This window comes from Caulobacter sp. 05L422 (assembly GCF_056397765.1).
Map to the genome: position 1 here is coordinate 102213 of NZ_JBFTOB010000016.1, position 22950 is coordinate 125162.

A 22950-nucleotide genomic window follows, 5' to 3' on the forward strand; every position below is an offset into this window, starting at 1 on the left:
CATAGGTTGAAGCTACCGGCACTCCAAAAAAAGCCGGAACTCCACGGGAGGATGCGCACGCATCCCTCAAACTTCCGCGTCTTGGCTCGTTCGGCTCCGCTGATCGAGACTGAGAACTGCTGCCGCACATCAGGGGAATGCATAATGACCACAACGTCTTATCGATCGCGCACGGCTCTGCTCGGGGCCGCCTCGGCCATGGTGCTGCTGAGCGCCAGCCAGGCCCTCGCCCAGGCCGCGCCAGCTCAAAACGACCAACCATCTGAGGTTGACGCCGTCGTCGTCACCGGCTTCCGCGCCTCGCTGGCCAACGCGCTGACTCTCAAGAAGAACTCGGACCAGATCATCGAGTCGATCACCGCCGAGGACATGGGCAAGTTCCCTGACCAGAACATCGCCGAGTCGCTGCAACGCCTGCCCGGCGTGCAGATCGATCGCGAGAACGGCCAGGGCACCAAGGTCCGCATCCGGGGCCTGGACCAGAACGTCACGCTGCTGAACAGCGACACGTTCCTCTCGGGGCTGGAAGCCTTCCGCCTGGGCGAGGGCAACGCCAAGCAGACCAACTCGCTGGAGGGCATCCCCTCCAACCTGCTGGCGGGCGTGGACGTCATCAAGTCGCCGCAGGCCGACCAGATCGAAGGCGCTCTGGGCGGCACGGTCAACCTGAAGACCCGCAACGCGCTGGACATGGCCAACGACCTGACCCTGGCGCTCGACGTCGCCGGCAACAAGGGTTCGACGAAGGGCAAGCTCAAGCCGAACCTGTCGGCGGTGATCGGCTACAAGTTCTCCGACAGCTTCGGTCTGCTGGGCAGCTTCACCTACGACGAAAACTCGATCGACACCGAGGTGCTCAGCGGCGAGAACCGCGGCGGCTGGGCCTATCTGAACCGGCCCACCGCGACCGGCAACAACCAGGTCCAGACGGGCACGACCAACATCTGGTCGCCGGAATACCGCTACAGCAACAACCGCCACCAGGAACGCAAGCGCACCGCCTTCTCGCTGAACGCCGACTGGGACGTCTCGGATACGGTGACCCTGCAAGCGGACTGGTTCCACTCCGACCTGAAGATCTTCACCGGCGAGCATTCGCTGAAGTGGGCCTACGCCAACGAAAACGCGATGTACAATTCGCAGGGCCTGAGCAAGAGCAGCGACAACGTGCTGCAGTCGGGCATGGTCACCGCCAACTCGTCCGAAGGCGACACCTTCGCCAAGAACGCCAAGGCCAAGACCGACAACGTCCAGTTCGCCCTGGACTGGAACGGCACGGAGCGCCTGAGCGGCAAGGTCCGAGCCGCCTGGTCGAAGACCGACTACGAGTCCACCTCGGGCCAGGTCGACACGCGCTATACGCAGTACACGGTGCGTGACGGGATCGCGGGCTTCGCCCCGAACTCGACCGCGCCGCTGACGGCGACCTACGGCTTCACCAACGGCGCCTATCCGATGTTCACGCCGGCGGCCAACCTGGCCACCGCCATGACCACGCCCAGCTCGGTGTTCTTCAAGTCGCACTGGGCGTTCGGCGACAAGTCCAAGCTGGACGACAAGGCCATCACGGGCGACCTCAGCTGGCGTCCCGAGTTCGGCGAGGGCGCCAACATGGTGCTCACCGGCGGCCTGCGCTATTCGGAAAACAAGGTCGACTCCGACTATGGCCGCTACCTGGCCGACTACTCGGCCAAGGGCGAACTGCCGGCCAGCGCCCAGGGCACGACCGATCACGGCGTGTTCGTCGATTGGACCCCGCTGGGCTACTTCCAGGACGGCTCGATCGGCCTGAAGAAGTGCGACATCGCCTTCTACGGCTGCAGCCGCTTCGGCGACTCGCCCGCCGTGGTCACGCCCTACCAGACCGCCGCCTCGGCCCCGGGTCGCGCGGTCGTCGACAATGTCCACGGCGTGAACGCGATCTTCCAGGACTACGGGCAGATGAAGAACCCGGTGACCTGGCTGCAGGCGCTGTATCCGTCGACCAAGCTCGGCTTCTATCGCGACCCGATCGAGTCCTTCAAAATCAAGGACGCGACGACCTCGGGCTACGTGATGGCCGACCTCGGCGACGACGGCTTCCACATCAACGCCGGCGTCCGCGTGGTGCACACCAAGCTGACCATCGACTCGTCCAACACGCCGGTGACCCCGCTGTGGTGGGGCACCGACAGCTGGAACGGGATCCTGAAGAACCCGGATTCGGCCCGCACGGTGCGCGAGTACACCGACGTCCTGCCCAGCATCAACGCGGTGTTCAACATCAACGAGAACGACAAGGTCCGCGCGACCGGCGCTCGCGTCGTCGCCGCCCAGAACCTGTTCGACCTGGGCCAGGGCGCGTCTTACAACTTCACCCGTTCGTCCACCCCGGGGCCTAACCTCGACAAGTTCCTCTACACCAACGGCAGCGGCGGCAACCCCAACCTCGACCCGTTCCGCGCGTCGCAGTTCGACCTGGCCTGGGAGCACTATTTCGGCAGCCAGGGCCTGGTCTCGGCCGGCGTGTTCTACAAGACCGTCGACTCGTTCATCGTTTCCAACACCTTCCCGGTGACGGTGAAGGACCAGTCGGTGGCGGGCGCTTCGACCGGCACGTTCACCTCGGTGGTCAACGGCGAGGGCGGCGAGATCAAGGGTCTGGAGGCTCAGGCGCAGTACGCGTTCGAGAACGGTCTGGGCTTCACGGCCAACTACACCTACTCGGACTCCAAGTCGCCCTACGCCAACGACTTCTCCGACAACCTGCCGATCCCGGGCGTCTCCAAGCACGCCTTCAACGTCCAGGGCTATTTCGAGCGGGGTCCGTTCTCGACCCGCCTGTCCTATGCCTGGCGTGACAAGGCCTATCAGGGCAACTACGGCTTTGGCTCCGGCGCCGACGTCCACAACCTGGGCATCTACAACGAAGCCTACGGCCAGCTGGACGGCCAGGTGGCCTACGACATCACCCAGGACCTGAAGGTGACGCTGGAGGCTTCCAACCTGACCAAGGAAGACAGCAAGAGCTACCTGCAGTTCTCCGACCTGCCCCTGCGTTTCGTGTCGGGCGACCGGCGCGTCTCGTTCGGTCTGCGCTACCGCTTCGGCCGCTAGGGCCCAGGCGAGGGATGGCCATGGCTCCTGGCGAGCCATGGCCATTTTCCTTGAGCATCGCCGTCGCCAGGCGGAGGATCGGTCGCACGATCCCTGGGCGACGAGCTGTTACTAGGCCGGAAAGGAACGGCGACATGTCGGATAACGACTGGATCCAGAACATCGTCATCGTCGGGGGCGGAAGCGCCGGATGGATGACCGCCGCGGCCCTGGCTCGGGGCCTGGATCGCCGCTACCGGATCCAGGTGGTCGAATCCCAGGACATCGGGGTGGTCGGCGTCGGCGAGGCGACGATCCCGCCGATCCGCCTGTTCAACGCCATGCTGGGCCTGGACGAGGCAGAGTTCATGCGCGAGACCCAGGCGACCTACAAGCTGGGCATCGAGTTCCGCGACTGGGGCGGCCTTGGCCAGTCCTATTTCCACCCGTTCGGCGTCTACGGCCTCAACGCCGAGATGGGCCATTTCTTCCAATACTGGCTGAAGCTGAACCAGGAGGGCGCCCAAGACGGGGGAAGCCTTGCCCTGGCCGACTATTCGCTGTGCGCCCAGGCCGCCAAGGCCGGCCGGTTCGATCGCCAGAGCGACGATCCGCGCGACCCGATGGCGACCTTCGGCTTCGCCTATCACTTCGACACCATCCTCTACGGCCAGTACCTGCGCCGCTTCGCCCAGGGCCTGGGCGTCGTCCGGACCGAGGGCGAGGTCGTCCAGGTCGACCAGGATTCCGAGACCGGCTTCGTCACAGCCCTGCGGCTGAAGTCCGGCGCCAGCGTCGAGGGCGACCTGTTCATCGACTGCACAGGTTTCCGGGGCCTGCTGATCGAGCAGACGCTGAAGGCCGGCTATGACGACTGGTCGTCCTACCTGCCGATGGACCGCGCCGCCGCCGTGCCCTGCGTCCTGCGCGGCCCCCTGTCGCCGTACACCACCTCGACGGCCCGCGAGGCCGGCTGGCAGTGGCGCATCCCGCTGCAGCACCGGGTGGGCAATGGCTATGTCTATTCCAGCCGCTTCATCTCGGACGACGACGCCGTCGCGATGCTGATGGGCAATCTCGAAAGCGAGCCCCTGGCCGACGCCCGCCTGCTGCGGTTCGCCACCGGCCGTCGCCGCAAGATGTGGGACAAGAACGTCGTCGCCATCGGGCTATCGAGCGGGTTCATGGAGCCGCTGGAGTCCACCAGCATCCATCTGATCCAGGCCAGCATCAACAAGCTGCTGCAGCACTTCCCCGACCGCCGGTTCTCGCCCGCCAACCGCGAGGTCTACAACCGGCGCATCGCGACCGACATGGAGACGATCCGCGACTTCCTGATCCTGCACTACAAGGCCACCGCCCGCGACGACGCGGCCCTGTGGTCCTACACGCGCCAGATGCCGATCCCGGACTCGCTGGCCGAGCGGATCGAACTGTTCCGTGAGCGCGGCCAACTGGTCATCCATCCCGACGAGATGTTCACCCCGACCTCCTGGCTGGCCGTGCTGCTAGGGCAGGGCGTCCAGCCGCAAGGCTACACGCCGCTGATGGCGGGGCAGGACAGCCGGGCGATCGCCGACGGCTTCCGCAACATGAAGGCGCTGATCGCCCGTCGCGTCGACGCCATGCCCAGTCACGCCGACTACATGAAGCGCCACGGCATGTGGGCCGCCGAGGCCATGGTGGCCTGACGCCTCGCGGCGGCGGGCCTCGATCCGACATCCAGGGCGGCTTGACAAGGTACCGCTATCAAATATCTGGACAGCGCTGTCAATCCATGGTGCAGTCAGGACCGTCAAAGAGGGGCGTCAGCCCCCACTTCAGGGAAGGGAACACCCACACCGCGTCCGCGCGCCGATAGCGGCGAGCGGCGTCCACGAAATTCCGATCCGTCCCGTTCCAGCGCCGATCCGTCGGCGGGGACGACGCGCCTTCGTCAGACCCCTCCGACGGCGGCGTGACTGGATCCCCTTCATCGGGGGCTCTCCAAACTCCGGCGCGACGATGTTCTCCCCGTCGCGCCGGTTTTTTGCCGCGCAATGTCCGCCCGCGCTCCGTCGCCAGGGCCGCTTCTCGAAGGTGTTGAATGACCGTAGCCTCCCGTCGCCTTCTGATTTCGGCCCTTGTCGCCTCGACCAGCATGGTCTGCCTGGCGGGCGCGCCGGCCTTTGCTCAGTCGGCGGCCCAATCAAGCCAAGACCAGGCGACTATCGCCCATCCGGCCCAATGGCCCGCGGCGGCCAGCCCGGCGGCGATCACCGACGCCAAGACCGAGGCCTTCATCACCCAGCTGATGGCCAAGATGAGCGTCGAGGAGAAGGTCGGCCAGACCATCCAGGGCGACATCGCCTCGATGACCCCGGCCGATCTCGAGAAATATCCGCTGGGCTCGATCCTGGCCGGCGGCAATTCGGCGCCGGGCGGCAACGACCGCGCCCCGCCCAAGGCCTGGATCGACCTGGTCGACGCCTATCGCAAGGAGGCCCTGGCCGCGCGGCCAGGGCACACCCCGATCCCGATCATGTTCGGCATCGACGCCGTGCACGGCCACAACAACATCGTCGGGGCGACGATCTTCCCGCACAATATCGGCCTGGGCGCCATGCGCGACCCGGCCCTGATCCGTCGCATCGGCCAGGCCACCGGCGAGGAGGTGGCGGTGGTCGGCGGCGACTGGACCTTCGGTCCCACCGTGGCCGTGCCCCGCGACGACCGCTGGGGCCGGAGCTACGAGGGCTATGCCGAGGATCCCGAGGTCGTGAAGTCCTATTCGGGCCCGATGACCCTGGGCCTGCAGGGCGAGCTCAAGCCCGGCCAGACACTGAGCGCCGGCCACATCGCCGGCTCGGCCAAGCACTTTCTGGCCGACGGCGGCACCGACGGCGGTCAGGATCAGGGCGACGCCAGGATCTCCGAGACCGAGCTGGTGGCGATCCACGCCCAGGGCTATCCGCCCAGCATCGACGCCGGCATCCTGACGGTGATGGCCTCGTTCTCCAGCTGGAACGGCCAGAAGATCACTGGCAACAAGACCCTGATCACCGACGTGCTGAAGGGGCGGATGGGCTTCCAGGGCTTCGTGGTCAGCGACTGGAACGCCCACGGACAGCTTGCGGGCTGCACCAACGTCAGCTGCCCGCAGGCGATGAACGCCGGGCTCGACATGTACATGGCGCCCGACAGCTGGAAGGGGCTCTACGACAACACCCTGGCCCAGGTGAAGGCGGGCGAGATCCCGATGGCGCGGCTGGACGACGCGGTGCGCCGCATCCTGCGGGTCAAGGTCAAGACCGGTCTGTTCGAGCGCGTCGCGCCGACCGTCCAGGGCAAGCTCGACCGTCTGGGCGCCGACGAGCACCGCGCGATCGCCCGCGAGGCGGTGGCCAAGTCGCTGGTGCTGCTGAAGAACGACGGCGTTCTGCCGGTCAAGCCGGGCGCCAGGGTGCTGGTGGCGGGCGCCGCCGACGACATCGGCAAGGCCTCGGGCGGCTGGACCCTGACTTGGCAAGGCACCGGCAACAAGAACAGCGATTTCCCGCACGGCCAGTCGATCTGGGGCGGCATCGAGCAGGCGGTGAAGGCCTCCGGCGGCGAGGCCGAGCTGGCCCCCGACGGCCAGTTCAAGACCAAGCCCGACGTCGCCATCGTGGTGTTCGGCGAGGACCCCTATGCCGAGTTCCAGGGCGACGTCGCCAACCTCGGCTACCAACTGGGCGACAAGACCGACCTGGCCCTGCTCAGGAAGCTGAAGGCGCAGGGCATCCCCGTGGTGTCGGTGTTCCTGTCGGGCCGCCCCCTGTGGGTGAACCCCGAGATCAACGCCTCGGACGCGTTCGTGGCGGCCTGGCTGCCGGGCAGCGAGGGGGGCGGCGTGGCCGACGTGCTGGTGGCCGGAAAGGACGGCAAGTCCAAGCGCGACTTCCAGGGCAAGCTGGGCTTCTCCTGGCCCAAGCGCGCCGACCAGGGCCCGCTGAACCGCGGTCAGCCCGGCTACGACCCGCAGTTCGCCTACGGCTACGGCCTGTCCTACGCCAAGGGCGGCCAGGTGGGCGCCCTGCCGGAGGACGCGGGCAATGTCGCCGCCGCCGGCAGCGTCGATCGCTACTTCGTGGACGGCCGCCTGCCCGCGCCGTGGCGGATGGACTTCCTGGGGGCGGGCTCGATCAAGACGATCGACGCCGGGGCCCAGGAGAACGCCCGCCAGGCGACTTGGACGGGCCAGGGCACGCTGGCCGTCCACGGTCCGGCGGTCGACCTGTCGCGCCAGACCACCGGCGACATGGCGGTGGTGGTCCGTTATCGGATCGACGCCGCGCCGACCGCTCCGGTGTCGATGGGCATCGGCTGCAGCGACGACGCCTCGTGCGGCGGGACGGTGGACGTCTCCGGCCTGCTCAAGGACGCCAAGCCCGGCGAGTGGCGCAGCGCCAAGATCAAGCTGTCCTGCTTCCAGGCGGCCGGTGCGAAGATGGACCATGTCACCGCGCCGTTCGCGGTCAGCACCAGCGGGCCGTTCTCGCTGTCGTTGACCGAGGTGCGGCTGGCCTCCAACGAGGGCGACGCGATCTGCCCGAAATAGGTTCGGACCAGGCTTAGGGAGACCAGGCCCAAACCGGGGTCTGGTTCGGCGCGCGCGGGCTTGGCTATAGTCACGCCATGTCCCGCACCACCCCCGCCACCCTCGCCCTGACCAAGGCCGGGGTCGAGTTCACGGTCCACGCCTACGACTACGATCCGGACGCCGACAGCATCGGCTTGGCGGCCGCCGCCGCATTGGGCGAGGATCCTGGGCGGGTGCTCAAGACCCTGATGGCCCTGGTCGACGGCAAGCCGGTGCTGGTCATCGTCCCGTCCGACCGCGAGGTGGCGATGAAGAAGCTGGCCGCGGCGGTCGGCGGCAAGTCGGCCCAGATGATGAAGCCCGCCGACGCCGAACGGATCAGCGGCTACAAGGTCGGCGGCATCAGCCCGTTCGGCCAGAGGAAGCCCCTGCCGGCGGTGATCGAGGCCGACGCCCTGGCCCACGATCGCGTCTACATCAACGGCGGCCAGCGGGGCCTGCAGGTCCGGCTGGGCCCGAACACGGCCAAGGCGGTGCTGAAGGCCGTAGCGGCGCAGGTCTCGTCCTAGGCCCGATACCGCATCGCCACGTCGCAGCGCTCATACCGCGCGCCGAACAGCGCCATGATCTCGGCGTCGTGCTGGAAGCCCAGCTTTTCGTAGAGATGGATCGCCGGCCCGCATTTCCTGTTGGTCAGCAGGTAGAGCCGGTCGGCCACGCCCATCGCCTTGGCCCGCTCGATCGACGCCGCCAGCAGGAACTCGCCGACCTTGCGGCCGCGCGCGGCCTCCAGCACGCCCATCTTGGTCAGTTCGAACCAGCCGTCCTTCATCCGCATGATGGCGCAGGTCCCCACCACGCCGAGGTCGGGGGTCTCCGCGAACAGCACCGCCCCGCCCTTGTCGACGATCAGCTCGCGCGGGTTCTCCAGCAGCGTGATGTCGTTCTCCTCGAGGGCGAACATCTGCGAGATCCACGCGGCGTTGATGTCGTAAAACGCCTGGGCCAGGTCGTCGGTGAAATCGCGGATCGTCATGTCGGGCGTCATCACCCGGTCGACCAGCGAGCGGCGATCCAGTTCGGCTTCGATCATCGTGATCTCCTTCAGAAGGGCGGCATGGCGGCCGCCGCACAGCGATACGGCGGCGGCCTCGACCCGGGGCCACAGGTCGCGTTCCAGCCGGTCCATCAACGCCACGCCGTCCGGGCTCAGCGACAGCAGCTTCTGGCGCTGGTCGCGGCCTTCGCGGCTGACGTCGATCAGGCCCTGCTCGATCAGGGCCTGGATGGCGCGGGTGGCGGTCGGCTGGCTGAGCCGCAGGTGCAGGGCGACGCCGCCCACGGTCTGCGGCCCCTGCTGGCGCAGCACGGCCAGGAACTGCTGCTGGGCCGGCTGGATCGGCAGGTCCATGGCCTGGAGCGTGGCGGCCGCGTCGGTCTGCAGCCGGTCGGCCAGGCGTTTCATCCGGCTGCCCAGGAAGGTCACGCCCAGGTCGGCGAGGGTGTCGGGGGTCATGATCAGGCTCTCGGGATCACAAACATGTCGATATATATACATAGCTATGTATTGGTTTTGGCAAGCGCGAAATTGCGCGCCTTTCGGCCGATGACCTGACGCGTACGGCGTTCGCCGAACCGTGTCCTGACGGCAACAAGGTGAACGCCAAGTCGCCTCCAGCGTCGCGACGACCTTGTCCGTGACCGGGGATCATGAGATCAGCGCTTCCCGATCCACGCTCTGGAAGAAGCCGCCGCCGCATGACCTTGAACGCCGCCCAGCCATACAAGCCACCGATCCCGGTGCGATGGCGCGCGTCGTGCGAGCCGCGCCCGCTTCGTCTCCAACACAACCGCTAGCGACGGCCGCCCCGGCTGTCGCCGGGAGCTATCGATGACCACCCTCGTTCTGGCCAAGGCGACCGAGTCCGCCTCGCCCCTGCTGCGCCTGATCGCGCCCGCCTATGCGGACGTGCTGGCCGCGCTGTGGCCCGCGCCGCACACCCCGTTCGTCACCGCCCCGACGGCGCGACGACACCTGATCTGCCTGATGCTGGCGGCAGAGGCCGACGGCCGCGCGTCGACCGACGTCGCCCTGCTGCTGGACGCGCCGCTGCGCAAGGCGGTGCGCCTGGTGCTCGATCCGGCTCCGGAGGGGCTGGCCCGGGCGCTGGAGCGGCTGGGCGAGATCGCCTGGGCGCCGGAGGACTACCGCGTCCTGATCGCCCTGCTGGGTGATCCGAAGCCGGCCAAGACCCTGCGCCACGCCGACCGGATCGACCCGTTGCAGGTGCGGACCCTGGGCGCCCTGCCGCGTCCGCTGCGCGACGCCGGCGGGGTGGCCGTGCGGGTCAGCGCCGCCCAGGCCAAGCTGCTGGCCGAGGCCCACGCCCTGCTCAGCCGGCGTTTGCCGGAGGCCGTTCTGGCCGAGCGGGTCGCGGTGTGGACCCGCGCCCCGAGCGCCAAGACCCTGTTCAACCTGGTGGCCGACGATTTCCGCCGCGACCTGCCCAAGCCCCCTCATCCGGGCACGGATCGTCTGAAGCCGCTGGAGACGGTGGCGGCGATCCGCGACGCCGCGCGGCGCTACCGCAACTGCCTGGCCGGCTATGTCGACTCGGCGGTCGACCATCGCTGCGCGATCTACGAGTGGCTGCCGGCTCCGGGCGCGGTGATCGAACTGACGCCTGATAGTTATTTCGGCTGGCGGCTGGACCAGGCGCGGCTGGAGAACAACAAGTCGGTCGACGAGGCCACCCGCGCGGCGATCGTCGAGGAACTGCGCGGCATGGACATCCACGTCGGCCGCAGCGCCTGGCAGATCCGCCACGCCCTGGAGCGCGCCGGCTCGCCGAACTTCGAGCTGGAGTCGGAGGACGCCGCGATCGCGGACTATTTCACGGACGACTAATTCCGCGATGTCGGAAACCTGGGTCCTAGGGGTCGGCGCCGTAGTTGAACGACCAGGCGATGCCGGTGACCCGGTCGCCGGCGAAGGTCACGTAGATCTGGCCATCCCGCACCACGCCGTGCCGGCGATAGAGGTCGAACGGCGCGTTCGTCGGACAAGCGACAAACGTCTGGGTCGCCGCACGACAGCGCTGCTCGCCGTAGTACTCGTCCTTGCTCCGGGCGAGGATCCGCATCACCTCGGCCCGCGGTTGCCCGACGGTGACGCCCAACTTCTTTCCGGTGGTCACATAGCCATAGTAGAAGGTGTCGACGCCAGGCCTGATGGGCTCAGGCGTCCGGCTGCAGGACGCGGACGAGACCGTCACGGCCAACATCGTCGCGAAGGTCATCGCCCGCATTGCCGTCCCCCGTCTTTGACGGCGCCGCCCTCTTGATGGCTAGACGTCCACCTCGGCGTCCAGGGCGTTTTCCTGGATGAACTCGCGGCGGGGTTCGACCAGGTCGCCCATCAGACGGCTGAACATGTCGTCGGCGTCGTCGGCGTGGTTGACGCGCACCTGCAGCAGGGTGCGGGCCTCGACGTCCAGGGTGGTTTCCCACAGCTGGTCGGGGTTCATCTCGCCCAGGCCCTTGTAGCGCTGGATCGACAGGCCCTTGCGGCCGGCGTCCAGCACCGCGCCCAGCAGGTCGAGCGGACCGCGCACCGTGGTCGACTTGTCCTTGCGGCGGAAGATCGCCGCGCCCGAGAAGATGTCGCCCAGGGCGCCGGCCCGTTCGGCCAGGCGGCGGGCGTCGGCGGCGTGCAGCAGGCCGTCGTCCAGCACCACGCTCTCGGTGACGCCGCGGCGGATGCGCTTGAACACGTAAGCCGTGTCGCCGCGCTCGCCCGACCACGGGCCGTCGCCTTCTTCCGCATACAGATCAAGACGCTTGGCGGCGGCGGCGATGTCGGGATTTTCGCCGAGCAGGCCGGCCAGGGCCCCCTGTTCGACGGCGAAGGCCGGGGCGCGGGCGGCCAGGCGGTCGATGTTGCCCTTGGCCTGGCGGCAGAGCTGGACCAGGGCCAGCAGGTCCTGGCCGGTCCGGCGCTCGCCCGACGGCAGGTCCAGCTCGGCGCCCTCGACGCCTTCGTCGACCAGGAAGGCGTCCATCTCGCTGTCGTCCTTCAGATAGCGCGACGACTTGCCCTTGGCGGCTTTGTAGAGCGGCGGCTGGGCGATGTAGATGTAGCCGCGCTCGATCAGCTCCGGCATCTGACGATAGAAGAAGGTCAGCAGCAGGGTGCGGATGTGGGCGCCGTCGACGTCGGCGTCGGTCATCAGCACGATCTTGTGGTAGCGCACCTTGTCCGGGTTGAAGTCGTCGCGGCCAATGCCGGCGCCCAGCGCCGTGATCAGCGTTCCGATCTGGTCGGACGACAGCATCTTGTCGAAGCGCGCCCGCTCGACGTTCAGGATCTTGCCGCGCAGGGGCAGGACGGCTTGGTTGTCGCGGTTGCGGGCCTGCTTGGCCGAGCCGCCGGCTGAGTCGCCCTCGACGATGAAGATTTCGGACTTGGCCGGGTCGCGTTCCGAGCAGTCCGCGAGCTTGCCCGGCAACGACGTGATGTCGAGCGCGCTCTTGCGGCGGGTCAGTTCGCGGGCCTTGCGGGCCGCTTCACGGGCGGCGGCGGCCTCGGCGATCTTGGAGACGATGGCCTTGGCCTCGTTCGGATGCTCCTCGAACCAGGTCGACAGGCCTTCCTGCACCAGGCTTTCGACGGCCGGGCGCACTTCGGACGAGACCAGCTTGTCCTTGGTCTGCGAGCTGAACTTGGGGTCTGGCACCTTGACCGACAGCACGCAGGTCAGGCCTTCGCGGGCGTCTTCGCCCCCGACGCTGACCTTTTCCTTCTTGGTGATGCCCGAGCTCTCGGCATAGCCGGTGATGATGCGGGTCAGCGCGCCCCGGAACGCCGACAAGTGCGTGCCGCCATCCCGCTGGGGGATGTTGTTGGTGAAGCACAGCATGTGCTCGTGGTAGCTGTCGTTCCACCACAGGGCCAGGTCGACCTCGACCTTGTCCTTGCGGCCGCGAATGACGATCGGCGTCTTCAGCAGCGGGGTCTTGGCCTTGTCGAGGTGGCGCACGAAGGCCTCGATGCCGCCCTCGTAGTGCAGCTTTTCTTCCCAAGGCTCGGCGTCGCGCAGGTCGCGGAAATAGATCGTCACGCCCGAGTTCAGGAAGGCCAGCTCGCGCAGGCGATGCTCCAGCGTCTTCCGGTCGAATTCGATGAAGGCGAAGGTTTCCAGCGACGGGAAGAAGGTCACTTCCGTGCCCGTCAGGGTCTCGCCGGCCTTGGGACCGTCGGCGCGGACGGGCGAGTCGCCGGTCTGGGCCAGCGAGGTCACCGCATCGCCGCGCTCAAAGCGCATCTGGTAGCTGTGGCCGTTGCGGTGGATCTTCAGCTCCAGCCAGTCGCTGAGCGCGTTGACCACCGAGACGCCCACGCCGTGCAGGCCGCCCGAGACCTTGTAGCTGTTCTGGTCGAACTTACCGCCGGCGTGCAGCTGGGTCATGATGACCTCGGCCGCGCTGACGCCTTCGCCCTCGTGGATGTCGACCGGGATGCCGCGGCCGTCGTCGGTGACCGTCACCGAGCCGTCGGCGTTGAGGATCACCTCCACCTTGGTGGCGTGGCCGGCCAGGGCTTCGTCGATGGCGTTGTCGACCACCTCGTAGACCATGTGGTGCAGGCCCGAGCCGTCATCGGTGTCGCCGATGTACATGCCGGGGCGCTTGCGCACCGCGTCCAGGCCCTTGAGCACCTTGATGGAGTCGGCGCTGTATTCGCCGGTCATCACTTCAGGGGCCGACATTTCCGAACCGTCCGCGGTCGTCAGGCGATCGGTGTTGGCGTCGGCTTCAGGGCCTTTGGTCTCTTCGGTCATACGTCTTCCAATGCGGTCAGGCCGAGTTCGCTGACGCGAACGCCGAGAGCCCGACCTTTCAGGTGGTCGAACAGCGATTGGTCCGTGCCTGTGAGAAAGGCCTGGAGTCCGAGCGCCGTGATTTCGTCGGCCAATGCGGCCCGCCTTTTCAGGTCGAGATGCGCGGCGACTTCGTCGAGCAACAATATAGGATTCGGCGCGTCTTTCGCACGCGAAAGTCGCGCCGCCTGGGCCAAAACCAGGTTCAGAATCAGCGCTTTCTGCTCCCCGGTCGAACATTCCGCGGCAGGACGGTCCTTCTCGACGTGATGGATGGCCAGATCGCCCCGGTGAGGACCGGTCAGAGCCCGTCCGGCGGCCCCGTCGCGAGGCCGGGCGGCGGCCAGGGCGGCGGCGAGTCGGACCTCGATTTCGGCGGTTTCGACGCCCTCCAGCGCCATCTTCTCCCACTCGCCGGTCAGGGCCAGGCGAGCGCGGGGAAAGGGGCGGTCGCCGCGGCTGTCGATCTCGACCTGCAGGGCCAGCAGCGTGCGGGCCCGGGCCCCGGCCATCAGGGCGCCCGCCTGGCCGAGGCGGGCCTCCAGGGCGGTGAGCCACACCGCGTCTGCCGGATGGCCGCTCTCGGCGGCGTCGGTCAGCAGGCGCATGCGTTCGCGCTGGGCCTTGTCGTAGGCGTTGGCGTGGCGGGCGTGGTCGGGCTCGCCGGCGAACACCAGGCGGTCGAAGAACTTGCGCCTTTCGCCGGCGGCTTCGAGGAACAGCCGGTCCTGGGCCGGGGTCAGCCAGATCGGACGGACGTGGTCGGCGAGGCGGCCGGGCGGCACGGTCTCGCCCTCGATGCGGACGATGCGGCGGGCGGCGCCGGCCAGCTCGACGCCGGCGCCCAGGCGCACGGGCTCGTCGTCGCCGCCTTGAGCCTCCGCCGACACGGCCCAGGCGCGGCCGGTGGCTTCGCCAGGCAAGCGGCGTCCGACCTCGGGCAGGCTGGCGTTGCGCAGGCCCTTGCCCGGCGACAGCAGGCTGATGGCCTCCAGCAGGTTGGTCTTGCCCGCCCCGTTGGCCCCGAACAGATAGACGCTGGCCCCCTCCGGACGCAGGGTCGCCCGCTCGTACGAGCGAAAGTCGGTCAGGGTCAGCGAAAGAAGGGCGGCGCGGCTCACCGGGGGGTTCTAGCCTATTCGCGCCGCAGGTCTAAATCCGCCTACCGCTCCTGATCCGTGGACCGCATCAGGATCTCGTTGATCATCACGTGCGGCGGGCGCGAGACGGCGTAGAGGATGGCGTCGGCCACGTCCTCGGCGGTCAGCTGGCGCATGGCGTCGGCGGCGGAATTGACGGCGTTCTGGACGGCCTCGACGGCGATGTGGTCGCGCAGCTCGGTGGCGGCCATGCCGGGCGAGATGACGCTGACCCGGATGTTGTCCTTGTGGACCTCCTTGCGCAGCGATTCCGAGAAGCCCGCCACGCCGAACTTGGTCGCCGAATAGGCCGCCGCCATCGGGTTGGCGACGTGGGCGGCGGTCGAGGCGATGTTGACGATGTGGCCGTCCTTGCGGGCGGTCATGCCGGGCAGGGCGGCCTGGGTGGCGGCGATCAGGCCCAGCAGGTTCAGCTCGATCATCGAGCGCCAGCGCGAGAGGTCGGCGGTGGCCACCGGCTCCAGGTACATGACGCCGGCGTTGTTGATCAGGATGTCGAGGCGGCCGAACGCGGCCTCGGTCTCGCGGACCGCCCGCTGGGCCTCTGCCTCCTTGGTGAAGTCGGCGACGATGACGACCGCCTCGCCGCCCTCGGCCTGGATCCTCGCGGCCAGGTCGCGCAGGCGGTCCTCGCGGCGGGCGGCCAGGGCGACCTTGGCGCCGGCCTTGGCCAGCCCCAGGGCCACGGCCTCGCCGAAGCCCGAAGACGCGCCGGTGACCAGAGCCACGCGGCCGCTCAAATCCATGCTCATTGGGGGATCTCCTCGCCGGCGCCGGACGGCGTCCGGCGAGGATATAGGGTCTCAGGCCAAGGCCCGCATCAAGCCGCCGGTCAGCCGAACTTGTAGCCGCACAGCTTGTTGCCATCCAGATCGCGGAAATAGGCGAAATAGGCCCCCGGCATCCGCTCGCCCGGCGCGCCCTCGCAGCGGCCGCCCAGTTCGATGGCCCTGGCGTGGAAGGCGTCGACCTCCTCGCGGCTCTCGAAGTCGAAGCCGCCCATCATGCCGTTGCCGACGCAGGCGGCCTCGCCGTCATAGGGGCCCAGCACCCCGAACAGTCCCGTGCCCTTGCCGCGATAGAGCCGTCCGCCCGAGGGGTGCTCGTAGACCCCCTTCATGCCGATCGATCCCAGCAGGGCGTCGTAGAAGACCTTGGCCGCCTCCAGCTTGTTGGACCCCACGGTCATATAGCTGACCCTCGCCATGCGCATTCCTCCCGTTTTCTTATGAAACGGAGGCTAGCACGGGTTCGGAGGCGGGCAAGGTCGGCGGGCGATCGTGACGACCCTGTGACACCGCAGGTTGCTTGCGCCTCGCCGCGCTTCGGTGGTGAATAGCGGTAACAAAAACCCTGGGGAGGGGGCACATGCGACTCAAGACTTTGGGCGCTCAGCGCCAATGGTGGCAGACCAATCCGGAACTCGGCATCGCCATCGGCTGGGCCGTCGTCTGCGGCGTCCTCTGGGTGGCCGTGAGAGCCCTCGGCATCGCGTGACGCCTCTGGAGAGCGGCGCTTCGACCTAGGCCGCGGCCGTCGTCACGGGGCGTCGAGACTCAAGACCATGGCCTCCATGGTCTTGAGCGCCTGACTGGCGCCTTCCATCGACTCTCGATGACCAGGGTAGCCGCTTCCGCCATAGTTCCGGTCGGCCTCGGCGAAGCGCGCCTGCTCGACTTGCAGGGCGCGGCCCCAGGTTATCCGGGCTTCGTCGCGCCTTCCCAGACGCAGCAATACGGCGCCCAGCACCAGCAGAGCCAGCTTGTGATCAGGCTCGGCCTCGCAGGCCATCGCGTAGTACGCGCCGGAGGTCTCGTCGCAAACGCAGTAGCCAACGGCGCCGGCGAACATGCAGACATTGGCCAGGGTCGTGGGATATCTGGCCGCGTCGGCGTCGTGTTTCAGCCCGGCGATCAGCGTGTCCAGCTTTCTCAGCGCCGCGTCCAGCTTTCCGCGTTGGGCCAGCGCGTAGGCCTCGCGAGCGCGCAGGACGCTGGGCGGAGGCGGGCGATCGTCGAGCCTGAGGCCCGGCGCGAACTCTTGATAGTGCCCCCAAAGCGCGTCGACCACGTGAGGGAACGAAGACAGCGGGCGTCGCTCGAGGGCCGAACGCAGCGGCGCGGCGGCCTCTTCGCGTCGCCCGGTCCATTGCTCGATCCCGCGATTGAACCGCGCCATTCGCAGGGCTTGGGCCAGTTCCTCGCGTCGCTCAGGACCGGCGAACGCCATCCGCCCGTGAAACTCGAGCTCTAGAAGGGTGTGCCTGAAGAACGTTCGACCTTGAGGTCGCGACCCGTTCTTCATGCGCGATCCCTACACCCGCAGCGGCATCAGCACGTATTTGACGCCCGGATCGGTTGGGTCGACCACCAGGGTGGGCGAGGCCGGGTCGGCGAAGCGGAACTCGGCGATCGGGCCGCCGATCTGGCCGCAGACGTCCAGCAGGTAGCGGGCGTTGAAGCCGATCTCGAAGGCTTCGCCGTCGTAGTCGACCTCGACCTCTTCGACGGCCTGGCCGGCTTCCATGTTGCGCACGGTCAGGGTGATGCGGCCCGGCTCGACGGCCAGCTTCACCGAGCGGCTCTTCTCGGCCGAGATGGTGGCCACCCGGTCGACGGCCTTGGCGAACAGGTCGTTGTCCAGCGTCAGGATCTTGGCGTTGTCGCGCGGTATGACGCGCAGATAGTCCGGGAAGGCGCCATCGATGACCTTGGAGGTCAGGGCCGCGCGGCCGAACTCGAAGCGGATCTTCTGGGCGCTGATCTGCAGGTCGACCTGCTCGCCGGCCGATTCCATCAGGCGGCGGGCCTCCTGGATGGTCTTGCGGGGCACGATCACGCCGGGCAGGCCGGCCGAGCCTTCCGGCGCGTCCATCTCGGCCAGGGCCAGGCGGTGGCCGTCGGTGGCCACGGCGCGCAGCTTGGTCACGCCGCCGTCGTTGACGGTGTGGAGGTACAGGCCGTTCAGGTAGTAGCGGGTCTCTTCGGTCGAGATCGCGAAGCGGGTCTTGTCGATCAGCCGCATCAGGTCGTTGGTGTCGACCGAGATCCGACCCGACAGGCCGTCGCTGCTCATCACCGGGAAGTCGCCGGCCGGCAGCACCGGCAGGTTGAAGCGCGAGCGGCCGGCCTGGATCACCAGGCGGGGATCGTCGCCGCTGAAGCTGAGCGAAACGTCAGAGCCGTCGGGCAGCTTGCGGACGATTTCATATAGCGTGTGGGCCGGAGCGGTGATCTGGCCGGGCCCGTCGATCTGGGCCAGGCCCTCGTCGATGATCTCCATGTCCAGGTCGGTGGCCGAGAACGACAGGGTGTCGCGATCGGCCGACAGCAGGATGTTCGACAGGATCGGGATGGTGTTGCGGCGCTCGACGACGCTCTGCACGTGACCCAGCGCCTTCAGCAGCGCCGCCCGCTCGATGGTAAGCTTCATATCTCGGTCCAGGTTCGGGGTCGCCGCCGACAGAGAGAATCCCCCCGTGGCCCCGTCATGAATGGACTTGCGACATTAGCGCAAACCGCGACCGGGGGAAGGCCTGGGTGCGGCGAAATGCGCACCCAGGCTCGGCGATAGCGCGACGGTCGGAAAGTCTTCAGCTGGCGGCGGCGCGTTCGGCCTTGGTCGGCAGCTTCCAGCCCGGGCGGATGAAGTGGCAGGTGTAGCCGTTGGGGATCCGCTCCAGATAGTCCTGATGCTCGGGTTCGGCCTCCCAGAACGGGCCGGCAGGCGCGAGTTCGGTCACCACCTTGCCCGGCCACAGGCCGGAGGCGTCGACGTCCTCGATGGTCTCCTCGGCGACCCGCTTCTGCTCGTCGTCGGCATAGAAGATCGCCGAGCGGTAGCTGAGACCCAGGTCGTTGCCCTGGCGGTTCAGGGTGGTCGGATCGTGGATCTGGAAGAAGAACTCCAGGATCTGGCGGTAGCTGATCACGGCGGGGTCGAAGATGATCTCGATCGCCTCGGCGTGGGTCCCGTGGTTGCGATAGGTGGCGTTGGGCACGTCGCCGCCGGAATAGCCGACGCGGGTCTTCAGCACGCCCGGATAGCGGCGCAGCAGGTCCTGGACGCCCCAGAAGCAGCCGCCGGCGAGGATCGCGGTTTGGGTGGTCATGGGAAGACGGCCTTTCGTCAGGGGAATGGGCGAGGCTACATGTTGGCCCTGTCGGGGTCGCGCGCAAGCGGCGCGGCCCGTTGTTGAGGGCTCATCCGTGAAGCGCGCCGCCGTCCTGCCCTCTGTCCTGTTCGTCTGCCTGGGCAACATCTGTCGCTCGCCCCTCGCCGAGGCCGCCTTCCGCGCGGAGGCCGAGCGTCGGGGCCTGGAGGTCGAGATCGATTCGGCTGGCACGGGCGGCTGGCACGTCGGCCACCCGCCGGACCGCCGGGCCCAGGCGGTGGCGCTGCGGCAAGGGATCGACATCGGCGGCTATCGCGGACGTCAGGTGAAGCCGGAAGATTTCCGTCGCTTCACCCACGTCGTCGCGCTGGACCGCGACAATCTCGCGGACCTCAAGCGGATCCGGCCATCCGATGCGACGGCGGAGCTGCTGCTGTTGCTGGACGTGGTCGAGGGTCGACAAGGCAAGTCGGTGGCCGACCCGTACTACGGCGACGACGCGGACTTCGACATCACGTGGGCCGACGCCGTGGCGGGGGCGAAGGGGCTGGCGGATCGGATCGAGGCCCAATCCTAAATCCCGCTCATCCCAGCCTTCGCCGGGATGAGCGGATATTCAAGGTCAGGCCTTGGTGTCGAACGTCCCGCCCGTATCCGCGCCGTTGCCGGCGTACGGATTGGCGCCCGCCGTCGGTTCGGCCGGCGAGTCCGGGCCCTTCGAGCCCTTGGCGGCCACGGCGACCATGGCCGGACGGACCAGGCGGCCCATCAGCTCGTAGCCGGCCTGCAGCACCTGGATGACGCCGCCCGCGGCGACTTCGTCCGAGGGCTGCTCCATCACCGCCTGGTGCAGATGGGGGTCAAACTTCTCGCCCTTGGTCGGGTCGATCTTCTTCAGGCCGTTGCGTTCGAAGGCGCCCAGCAGCTCCTTCTCGGTCATCTCGACGCCGATGATGTAGTTGGTCACCGCCGGATCCTGCGAGTCGCGCGGGCTCAGGGCCGTGGCGCGCGACAGGTTGTCGGCCACGCCCAGCAGGTCGCGGGCGAACTTCTGGATCGCATAGGCGCGGGCGTCGTTCATCTCGCGCTCGGCCCGGCGCTTGGTGTTCTCGACGTCGGCCGCGTAGCGCAGCGCCTGATCCTTCAGGGCCGCCACTTCCAGCTTCAGCGCCTCGATTTCCTGCGACGCGTCGTCGGCCTCGAAGGCCACGTCTTCGGCCGGCGTTTGTTCGTCGGTCATCTCTCAGTCCTTATCCGTCCATCATCCGGCCGAGCACGCGGGCGGTATAGTCCACCAGCGGGATCACCCGGGCATAGTTTAAGCGGGTGGGGCCGATCACGCCGATCGCCCCCAACACCTTCTGTCGGCCCGTCATATAGGGCGCCGCGATCAGGGAGGAACCCGAAAGCGAAAAGAGTCGCGTTTCGGCCCCGATGAAAATGCGCACGCCCTCGGCGGTGCGGACGTCGTCCAGCAGGCCGATCAGTTGGCCCTTCTGCTCCAGATCGTCGAACAGCCGCCGCACGCGCTCCAGGTCCTCCCGGGCGCTGGCGTCGGCCAGCAGATTGGCCCGGCCGCGGACGATCAGGGCGCGGTCGGGGTCGTCGCCGCCGCTCCAGGCGGCCAGGCCGTCCTCGACCAAACGCGCCGCCGCGGCGTCCAGTTCACGCCGGGCGGTGTCCAGCTCGGCGGCCATCTCGAGCTTGGTCTCGTTCAGGGTGCGGCCGCGCAGGCGGGCGTTGAGGAAGTTGGAGGCCTCCTGCAGCGAGGCTGGGGTGACGCCGGCCGCGCGCTTCATCAGCCGGTTCTCCACCGTGCCGTCGTCGAACACCATGATCGCCAAGGCCTGGTCGGCGCCCAGGGCCACGAACTCCACATGCTTGACCCCGCCCTCGCGGACCGGGGCGACCACCACGCCGGCCCCGCCGGCCAGGCCCGACAGGATGGCGCTGGCCTCGCCCATGGCTTCCTCGAACGAGCGGCCGTGGGCGAACAGGCGCGACTCGATCATCCGCCGCTCCTCCTCGCCGATGTCGCCCACCTCCAGCAGGCCGTCGACGAACATCCGCAGGCCCGCGTGCGTCGGAATGCGGCCGGCGCTGGTGTGGGGGGCGTCCAGCAGGCCCAACTGGGCCAAGTCCTGCATGGTGTTGCGGATCGAGGCTGGCGACAACTGCACCCCGCCGCGCGAAATGGTCCGCGAACCGACGGGTTCGCCGGTCTCCAGATAGGATTCCACGACTCGCCGGAAGATGTCGCGGGCGCGGGCGTCCAGGTCCGTGAGGCTGGGAGTCTGAGCGGAAAACCCCGAAAAGAGCTGTGTCATGTAGCCTTCGAACGCGCCGCCAGGGTCCCGGGGGAGGTCCCCTCGGGTTTCGACGGGATTGGACGACCGTCTTAACTAGGATAAGCGGCCCCATCCTATCACGCAAAGCCCCGGAGTTTCCCATGCGTCCGTCCGAACGCGCCCCAGACCAAACGCGCGAAGTCACGCTGGAAACCGGCGTCAACCGCTATGCCGAGGGCTCGTGCCTGGTCAGCTTCGGCCACACCAAGGTGCTGGTCACCGCCACGGTCGAGGAAAGCGTCCCGGGCTGGATGCGCAACAAGGGCGCCGGCTGGGTCACGGCCGAGTACGGCATGCTGCCCCGCGCCACCCACACCCGCGGCCGGCGTGAGGCCGCCCAGGGCAAGCAGAGCGGCCGCACCCAGGAAATCCAGCGCCTGATCGGCCGCTCCCTGCGCGCCGTCGTCGACATGAAGGCCCTGGGCGAACGCCAGATCAGCCTGGACTGCGACGTCATCCAGGCCGACGGCGGCACCCGCACCGCCGCCATCACCGGCGCCTGGGTCGCCCTGCGCATCGCGGTCAACTACCTGATCGAGGAAGGCGTGCTGAAGACCGACCCGATCCTGGGCCAGGTCGCGGCCATCTCCTGCGGCGTGTTCAAGGACACCCCGGTGCTCGACCTCGACTACGAGGAAGACTCCAGCGCCGAGGCCGACAGCAACTTCGTGCTGACCGACACCGGCGACATCGTCGAGGTCCAGGCCACGGGCGAAAAGCGCGGCTTCACCCGCGCCGAGTTCGACGCCCTGTTCGCCCTGGCGGAAAAGGGCATCGGCGAGCTGTTCGTGAAGCAGCGCGAAGCGGTTTCGGCGGCTAAGTAATCGAAATCCCTCTCCCCTTGCGGGAGAGGGTGGCCTCCGAAGGCGGTCGGGTGAGGCGTTGAAGAACAGAAACGCCGCGACAGCCGTTGGGCCGGTCGCGGCGTTTTGCGTTCGAGAGACCATCATCCGTCGGCTTCGCCGACACCTTCTCCCGCAAGGGGAGAAGGATCTCAGTCCTCTTCGTGCGCGTCGCCCGGGCCCGGCTCGTACGTCATCAAATCCCCCGGCTGGCAGTTCAGTTCGCGGCACAGGGCGTCCAGGGTGGTGAAGCGCACGGCGCGGGCCTTGCCGGTCTTGAGGATCGACAGGTTGGCGATGGTCACGCCGACCCGGTCCGACAGCTCGGTCAGCGACATCCGTCTTTCCAGGAGGATGCGGTCCAGTTGCACGCGGATGGCCATGGGGTTCTTCGTCTCCGCGGAGTCAGATTGTCAGTTCGGCTTCCCGTCGAAGGCGGGCGCCCTCGCGGAAGACCTCGGCCAGGACGAACACCACCAGGACCGGAAACCAGGCGCTCAAGCTGAACGAGCGCTCGGAGAAACTGGTGATGTCCGGCGCCAGCCACTTGGCCAAGCCGGCGAAGATGTAGTTGCCGATCTCGAGAGCGGCCAGGACCAGGCCCACCACCCGCAGGCGGCGGACATTGTCCGGATGGAACGGATCGCCGGCGGTCAGGGTGGCGAACACCCGCCGCAGGCGCTCGACGATCACCATCCAGCCTCCCGAAAGCAGCGCCCACGCCCCCATGGCGCCGGCGCGCTGAACGCCCTTGTTGACTAGCTCGTCGAGCGAGCCGCCGATATGCAGTCTTGAAGTGATCAATTCGGGATTGAAGCTGAGCAGCAGCACGGCGACCGTGAAGATCGCCAACAGGCTGACCCAGACCCACAGACCCACATAGATCACGTCGAGAATGATCTTCAGGAAACTCGATACCGAGCCAGGCCCCAAGGCGCGCATCCGCTCATCCCCTCACGCAGAAACGCCGA

At 68.0% G+C, this 22950-nt stretch carries 21 protein-coding genes; 8 read left to right on the forward strand and 13 right to left on the reverse strand.

Annotation, left to right across the window (positions count from 1 at the left end):
* The first annotated feature begins 144 nt into the window (after positions 1-144).
* The 4 genes from AC1DMQ_RS16335 (at position 145) to ybaK (ending at position 8205) form a co-directional block, all read left to right on the forward strand.
* Positions 145-3096: a TonB-dependent receptor gene (locus AC1DMQ_RS16335; protein WP_477034605.1), complete on the forward strand. Its 2952-nt coding sequence runs from the start codon at positions 145-147 to the stop codon at positions 3094-3096.
* Positions 3097-3230: 134 nt separating this feature from the next.
* The gene (locus AC1DMQ_RS16340) at positions 3231-4766 is read left to right on the forward strand and encodes a tryptophan halogenase family protein (protein WP_477034606.1); all 1536 of its coding nucleotides are present in this window, start codon (positions 3231-3233) and stop codon (positions 4764-4766) included.
* Positions 4767-5161: 395 nt separating this feature from the next.
* Entirely contained in the window at positions 5162-7654 is a 2493-nt protein-coding gene (locus AC1DMQ_RS16345; RefSeq protein ID WP_477034607.1) for a glycoside hydrolase family 3 protein, read from the forward strand.
* 77 nt (positions 7655-7731) lie between these two features.
* Complete coding sequence (gene ybaK / locus AC1DMQ_RS16350) at positions 7732-8205, forward strand: Cys-tRNA(Pro) deacylase (RefSeq protein ID WP_477034608.1); 474 nt, start codon at positions 7732-7734, stop codon at positions 8203-8205.
* Here ybaK and AC1DMQ_RS16355 read toward each other — a convergent pair.
* On the reverse strand, positions 8202-9152 hold the full coding sequence (locus AC1DMQ_RS16355) for a bifunctional helix-turn-helix transcriptional regulator/GNAT family N-acetyltransferase (RefSeq protein ID WP_477034609.1): 951 nt from the start codon (positions 9150-9152) through the stop codon (positions 8202-8204). The two genes, ybaK and AC1DMQ_RS16355, sit on opposite strands and share 4 nt — an antisense overlap.
* A 375-nt stretch (positions 9153-9527) precedes the next feature.
* On the opposite strand from AC1DMQ_RS16355, the gene AC1DMQ_RS16360 reads away from it, so the two are divergent.
* A complete protein-coding gene (locus AC1DMQ_RS16360) occupies positions 9528-10544 on the forward strand; it encodes a hypothetical protein (RefSeq protein ID WP_477034610.1) in 1017 nt (338 codons plus the stop codon).
* Positions 10545-10569: 25 nt separating this feature from the next.
* On the opposite strand, the gene AC1DMQ_RS16365 is transcribed toward AC1DMQ_RS16360, so the two are convergent.
* From AC1DMQ_RS16365 to AC1DMQ_RS16385, 5 genes are all read right to left on the reverse strand, one after another.
* Positions 10570-10944, reverse strand: a complete 375-nt coding sequence (locus tag AC1DMQ_RS16365; protein WP_477034611.1) for a hypothetical protein — start codon at positions 10942-10944, stop codon at positions 10570-10572.
* A 39-nt stretch (positions 10945-10983) separates the two neighbouring features.
* The gene (gyrB, locus tag AC1DMQ_RS16370; RefSeq protein ID WP_477034612.1) at positions 10984-13476 is read right to left on the reverse strand and encodes a DNA topoisomerase (ATP-hydrolyzing) subunit B; all 2493 of its coding nucleotides are present in this window, start codon (positions 13474-13476) and stop codon (positions 10984-10986) included.
* Positions 13473-14636: a DNA replication/repair protein RecF gene (recF, locus tag AC1DMQ_RS16375; protein ID WP_477034613.1), complete on the reverse strand. Its 1164-nt coding sequence runs from the start codon at positions 14634-14636 to the stop codon at positions 13473-13475. The genes gyrB and recF overlap by 4 nt, the downstream gene beginning before the upstream one ends.
* A gap of 41 nt (positions 14637-14677) precedes the next feature.
* Positions 14678-15427, reverse strand: coding sequence for an SDR family NAD(P)-dependent oxidoreductase (locus AC1DMQ_RS16380; RefSeq protein WP_477034614.1), 750 nt, complete (start codon positions 15425-15427; stop codon positions 14678-14680).
* Positions 15428-15507: 80 nt separating this feature from the next.
* The gene (locus AC1DMQ_RS16385; RefSeq protein WP_477034615.1) at positions 15508-15882 is read right to left on the reverse strand and encodes a VOC family protein; all 375 of its coding nucleotides are present in this window, start codon (positions 15880-15882) and stop codon (positions 15508-15510) included.
* A 161-nt stretch (positions 15883-16043) separates the two neighbouring features.
* Here AC1DMQ_RS16385 and AC1DMQ_RS16390 point away from each other — a divergent pair, with 161 nt between their 5' ends.
* Positions 16044-16172, forward strand: coding sequence for a hypothetical protein (locus AC1DMQ_RS16390; RefSeq protein ID WP_477034616.1), 129 nt, complete (start codon positions 16044-16046; stop codon positions 16170-16172).
* A gap of 42 nt (positions 16173-16214) precedes the next feature.
* Here the strand turns inward: AC1DMQ_RS16390 and AC1DMQ_RS16395 are convergent, their stop codons facing one another.
* The 3 genes from AC1DMQ_RS16395 to msrA form a co-directional block, all read right to left on the reverse strand.
* On the reverse strand, positions 16215-16904 hold the full coding sequence (locus AC1DMQ_RS16395) for a hypothetical protein (protein ID WP_477034617.1): 690 nt from the start codon (positions 16902-16904) through the stop codon (positions 16215-16217).
* Between the two features lie 84 nt (positions 16905-16988).
* Complete coding sequence (gene dnaN, locus AC1DMQ_RS16400; protein ID WP_056444050.1) at positions 16989-18107, reverse strand: DNA polymerase III subunit beta; 1119 nt, start codon at positions 18105-18107, stop codon at positions 16989-16991.
* Between the two features lie 160 nt (positions 18108-18267).
* The gene (gene msrA / locus AC1DMQ_RS16405; RefSeq protein WP_477034618.1) at positions 18268-18786 is read right to left on the reverse strand and encodes a peptide-methionine (S)-S-oxide reductase MsrA; all 519 of its coding nucleotides are present in this window, start codon (positions 18784-18786) and stop codon (positions 18268-18270) included.
* Positions 18787-18883: 97 nt separating this feature from the next.
* Here msrA and AC1DMQ_RS16410 point away from each other — a divergent pair, with 97 nt between their 5' ends.
* Positions 18884-19366, forward strand: coding sequence for a low molecular weight protein-tyrosine-phosphatase (locus AC1DMQ_RS16410; RefSeq protein WP_477034619.1), 483 nt, complete (start codon positions 18884-18886; stop codon positions 19364-19366).
* A gap of 45 nt (positions 19367-19411) precedes the next feature.
* Here AC1DMQ_RS16410 and grpE read toward each other — a convergent pair whose 3' ends face one another.
* Together grpE and hrcA are read right to left on the reverse strand one after the other, a co-directional pair.
* Entirely contained in the window at positions 19412-20029 is a 618-nt protein-coding gene (gene grpE, locus AC1DMQ_RS16415) for a nucleotide exchange factor GrpE (RefSeq protein ID WP_477034620.1), read from the reverse strand.
* A gap of 10 nt (positions 20030-20039) precedes the next feature.
* The gene (hrcA, locus tag AC1DMQ_RS16420) at positions 20040-21116 is read right to left on the reverse strand and encodes a heat-inducible transcriptional repressor HrcA (RefSeq protein ID WP_477034621.1); all 1077 of its coding nucleotides are present in this window, start codon (positions 21114-21116) and stop codon (positions 20040-20042) included.
* A 122-nt stretch (positions 21117-21238) separates the two neighbouring features.
* Between hrcA and rph the strand changes: the two genes are divergently transcribed.
* Positions 21239-21961: a ribonuclease PH gene (gene rph, locus AC1DMQ_RS16425; RefSeq protein ID WP_477034622.1), complete on the forward strand. Its 723-nt coding sequence runs from the start codon at positions 21239-21241 to the stop codon at positions 21959-21961.
* A gap of 170 nt (positions 21962-22131) precedes the next feature.
* On the opposite strand, the gene AC1DMQ_RS16430 is transcribed toward rph, so the two are convergent.
* The gene (locus AC1DMQ_RS16430) at positions 22132-22362 is read right to left on the reverse strand and encodes a helix-turn-helix domain-containing protein (protein ID WP_477034623.1); all 231 of its coding nucleotides are present in this window, start codon (positions 22360-22362) and stop codon (positions 22132-22134) included.
* A 22-nt stretch (positions 22363-22384) separates the two neighbouring features.
* Complete coding sequence (locus AC1DMQ_RS16435; protein ID WP_477034624.1) at positions 22385-22921, reverse strand: DUF2975 domain-containing protein; 537 nt, start codon at positions 22919-22921, stop codon at positions 22385-22387.
* Between the last annotated feature and the right edge of the window lie 29 nt (positions 22922-22950).